Genomic DNA, 4,084 nt, shown 5'->3' on the forward strand with positions numbered 1-4,084 from the left:
ACTCCCAGGAAAAGGGCTGCCGGAGGGAGCCTCGATTTTGCGCGGGGACTGGCGCGGCAACAGGATGCACTCCCTCTCCACGCAAGGGAGCGTCCCACCATGAAACGCAACTGCCTCGCTCGAGCCGCCCTGCTCGGCTGCCTCCTCCTGCTCACCGGATGCCCGAACCCGGGCAACACGGGTTCCCCCGATGCCTCCACTCCAGACGCCTCCACGGAAACCGACGCCTCCACCCCGGATGCCTCCACCGGCTACGAGTGGGACGGCGGCTACGTCCCGCTCGAGGAGGTAGGCAACTGGCCGGGCCCCGAGCCGGAGCAGTACGCGTCCTGCCGCTTCGGCCCCAGCGACGCGGTCGGCTGTGGATTCAACATCTTCGACCTCTCGGCGTGCGACCAGGACAGCCTCGATAACGCGGGCACCGGAGGCACGTACATGCTGAGCGCCCGCATGGAGGACAACACGGGCGGCTTCCTCCTCAATTACGTCGATGTCCTCACGCTCAGCGAAGACGGGGGCACCGCGTACCTGAACGGCCTCGCCGCCACCGAGTCCCGGCAGGGCAACGCCCGGCTGTTCTCCACGACCTCCAAGACACGGGATGGCGGCACGAGCCACTACGCGGTCGTCACCTGCGCGGCGCCCCAGGCGCCCGAGTTCACCGGCTGCTTCGCCTACTGCATGAATGACAGTTTCGACTACGGTGGAACCTTCAAGTCCGAGCACGTGAAGTGGCGCGCCGGTGAGTCCGAAGCCTCGGGCCTGGAGCTCGTCTCGGAGAACCCCGTGGACCTCGGCCAGCCGTCGGACGTCTACGTGACGCGGGGCCACGCCTACGTGGTGTCGAGCAACCGGAGGACGAAGACGGGAGGCCTCACCGTCTTCGACGTGAGCGACAAGACCGCGCCCGTGAAGGTGAAGACGGTGGAGATGCCGAGCGACACCAACTGGAACGGCGTGTGGGCCAAGGACAACGCGCTCTACGTCACGAGCACCGTCAAGGGCGTGCTCGTCTTCGACATCAGCGACCCGGCCAATCCCCTGCTCGTGAAGTCCGTTCCCAGCAGAACCACCCAACTCAACAACCACACGCTCTTCGTGGATGGCAACCGTCTCTACGCCACGCTGAACACGACCGTGAGCATCTTCGACATCACCTCGCCCCTCGAGCCGATCGAGCTCAACCGCTATGCGGGCTACAACACCGTCGCGCACGACATCCTCGCCGTGGGCGACAGGCTCTACGTCAACCACGGGGGGGCCGGCTACGTCGTCGTCGACGTGAGCGACACGAACAACCTCCGCACGCTCGGCCGGTACAGACACTACGACATCTTCAGCCACGCGAACGCCGTGGGCACCTTCGCCGGCCGCACCATCGCCTTCATGGGCGGCGAGGGCCCCGGCGAGCACCTGCGCGTGCTCGACGTCACCGACCCCGCGAACATCGTCAAGATTGGCGAGTTCAAGCTCCGCCAGAACATCTCCATCCACAACATGCTGCTGGTGGGCAAGAAGCTCTACCTCACCTGGTACCAGGAGGGCGTGCGCGTGCTGGACGTCTCCAACCCCACGCAGCCCACCCAGGTGGCGTACTTCAACACCTGGCGTGAGAGTGACCCGCACGAGGCGGACCACCTCGATGGCGCCATCGGCATCCGGATTCCGGGCGATGGCTACATCTACGTGGTGGACACCATTCGCGGGCTGCTCATCCTGCGCGAGAAGTGAGTGGGCAGAAGCACCGCCGCCGCGAGGCCCGGGCGGCGGTGCTTCCCTCCTTCGGCGTGCCCGCTGGGAACCCGTATTGACGTCGGGTGTCCACAGGTGACAGGAGCGGAGAAGGAGGAGGTTCACATGATGCGTGGGATGCGGTGGCTGCTCGTGGTGGGAGCGCTGTGCGGGTGCGGGACGAAGGCCCAGGTAACCCTGCCGGAGACCCCCCTCGTCGACAGCGGGGACGGTGGAGACAGCGGGGACGGTGGAGACAGCGGGGACGGTGGAGACAGCGGGGACGGTGGAGACAGCGGGGACGGTGGAGACAGCGGGGAGCTCGACTGCGAGGGCATCCGCGCGATGCGGGCCCTGTTCGAGGCGCAGCGGTCCTTCCTCCAGGAGAGGGATCGCTATTCACAGGACCTGGCGGAGGTGGGCTTCTCGCCCGCCGCGTGCGCGGATGGCTCGCGTGCGCCGGTGCCCGGACCCGGCCAGGTGGCGGGCTGCCAGTTCGCCTATCAAGTGACGTCCGTGACGAGTCTGCCGGCGTCCTTCACCGCCATCGCCCAGGGCGCCGCGGGCACTCCGGCCGCGGACATGACGCTGCAGATCGGCTCGACCACGAACCATGACATCTTCTTCTGGCTGGAGCACTCCGGGGTGCGCCGCTACGTCGACTGGAACGAGTGCCGGCCCACCGGGTCCTTCTCCGCTCAGGAGTTCGAAGCCGTCGAGAACATGGGCCACGCCTTCTGGACGATGCAGGCATCCTACGCCGAGAGGGACCAGTATCCGACCACCCTCCTGCAGGCGGGTTTCGTGCCCATGGGCTGTACGGATGGCTCGAGTGCGCCCCTGCCTGGACCCGACTGGGTGGCGGGCTGTCACTTCGCCTACCGGGTGTCGTCGGTGACGGGTTCGCCGGCTCCCTCCTTCACGGTCACCGCGCAAGGGGCCGCGGGCACTCCGGTAGCGGACGTCACGCTGCAGATCGGCTCGCCCTCGTGGCAGACCATCGTCTTCTGGATCGAGCGCTCCGGGGTGCGCCGCTACATCGCCTGGGAAGAGCGGGAGCCCACCCGGTCCGTGTGCGACGTCCAGGAGGAGGAGGGCCTCATCCACCTCCAGGCCCTCTACACGGCGGAGCGGACCATCTTCCAGGAGAGGGATCGGTACTCGAGCAACCTCGCGGAGCTGGGCTTCCTGCCCCTGAGTTGCACGGATGGCACGCGCCCCACGGGTCCGGACAGCTCCTGGCTCGGTGGGTGCCGCTTCATCTACCACGCAGAGGTGACGAGCCCCTCCACCTTCATCGCCACCGCGCGCGCCGTGTCCGGGCCCATCGCGGGCACCACGTTCCAGATCGACGAGACCGGCACCCGCACCTACTCGCCCGTCCGCTCCGCCGCGTGCCCGTGAGGCGCTGTCCCTCCTGAGGGAAGGCGCACCCCTTCCGAACTCCTCGACAGCGGGCAGGCACGGCATCGACACTGCTGGAATGCTCACGCTCTACGGCTTCGGCCGCGTCAACTCGAAGGTAGTGGGTCTCACGCGCGATTTGCGCGTCCTGTGGGCGCTCGAGGAGTTGGGCGTGCCCTACCGGGTGCACGGCCTGGATCATCCCGCGGGGGAAACCACGAGCGAGGAGTACCGGCGGCTGAACCCCTTCTGTCAGGTGCCGGTGCTCGAGGACGACGGCTTCGTGCTTACCGAGACGGGCGCGATCCTGCTGTACCTGGCGGAGAAGACGGGCAGCTTGATGCCCGCGGATCTCCAGGGCCGCGCCCAGGTGACGCGCTGGTGCTTCGCCGCGCTCAACACCCTGGAGCCCCCGCTGTTCCAGATCGTGATGATCGATCTGCTCGGCGCCGCCGATCCCACCGGCGCGCAGCGGCGTCCCGAGCTGGTGCAGTGGGCCGGGCGTGCGCTGACATCGCTCGAGGACTGGCTTCGGGAGCGTCCGTATGTCACCGGCGAGGCGTTTACCGTGGCGGACATCCTGATGACCACGGTGCTGCGCGAGGTGCGCAACGCGGGCGTGCTCGACAGCTTCCCCCGGGTCTCCGCCTATCGCGAGCGCTGTGAGGCACGGCCCGCCTGGCGGCGGACGCTGGAGGCCTACGAGCAGCGCCTCGGGGCCCCGGCAGGCAGCGCGCGCTAGGTAGGTGAGAAAAGGCGAAGGGCCCGGAACCTTACGATTCCGGGCCCTTCTATTGGCGAGGAGTACGGGACTTGAACCCGTGGCCTCCGGCGTGACAGGCCGGCGTTCTAACCAACTGAACTAACTCCCCATGAGACGGCTCGGTGCGGGTCGCGCCCCGAGCGGCGTCGCTGTGTGGAGGCGTTATTAACTGATCGGAACTCCGTG

3 protein-coding genes and 1 tRNA gene are annotated in these 4,084 nt (G+C 67.7%); 3 read left to right on the forward strand and 1 reads right to left on the reverse strand.

Translation table 11 applies throughout. From position 1 onward, the window contains the following. Positions 1 to 99: 99 nt before the first annotated feature. From BO221_RS16085 to BO221_RS16095, 3 genes are all read left to right on the forward strand, one after another. On the forward strand, positions 100 to 1,731 hold the full coding sequence (locus BO221_RS16085; protein WP_073561311.1) for an LVIVD repeat-containing protein: 1,632 nt from the start codon (positions 100 to 102) through the stop codon (positions 1,729 to 1,731). A gap of 126 nt (positions 1,732 to 1,857) precedes the next feature. Continuing rightward, the gene (locus BO221_RS16090; protein ID WP_073561312.1) at positions 1,858 to 3,135 is read left to right on the forward strand and encodes a hypothetical protein; all 1,278 of its coding nucleotides are present in this window, start codon (positions 1,858 to 1,860) and stop codon (positions 3,133 to 3,135) included. Positions 3,136 to 3,214: 79 nt separating this feature from the next. Beyond that, positions 3,215 to 3,877 (forward strand): glutathione S-transferase family protein, encoded by a 663-nt coding sequence (locus BO221_RS16095; RefSeq protein WP_073561313.1) that lies wholly within the window; start codon positions 3,215 to 3,217, stop codon positions 3,875 to 3,877. 53 nt (positions 3,878 to 3,930) lie between these two features. Here the strand turns inward: BO221_RS16095 and BO221_RS16100 are convergent. Beyond that, positions 3,931 to 4,007 (reverse strand) — tRNA-Asp (locus BO221_RS16100). Positions 4,008 to 4,084 lie beyond the last annotated feature (77 nt).

Origin of the sequence: Archangium sp. Cb G35 (assembly GCF_001896145.1) — a bacterium.
GTDB lineage: Bacteria > Myxococcota > Myxococcia > Myxococcales > Myxococcaceae > Archangium > Archangium violaceum.

What these genes read in the sequence shown, in the direction of transcription:
- BO221_RS16085 (WP_073561311.1), top strand. Translation starts at nt 100, where the DNA reads ATGAAACGCAACTGCCTCGCTCGAGCCGCCCTGCTCGGCTGCCTCCTC.
- BO221_RS16090 (WP_073561312.1), top strand. Translation starts at nt 1,858, where the DNA reads ATGATGCGTGGGATGCGGTGGCTGCTCGTGGTGGGAGCGCTGTGCGGG.
- BO221_RS16095 (WP_073561313.1), top strand. Translation starts at nt 3,215, where the DNA reads ATGCTCACGCTCTACGGCTTCGGCCGCGTCAACTCGAAGGTAGTGGGT.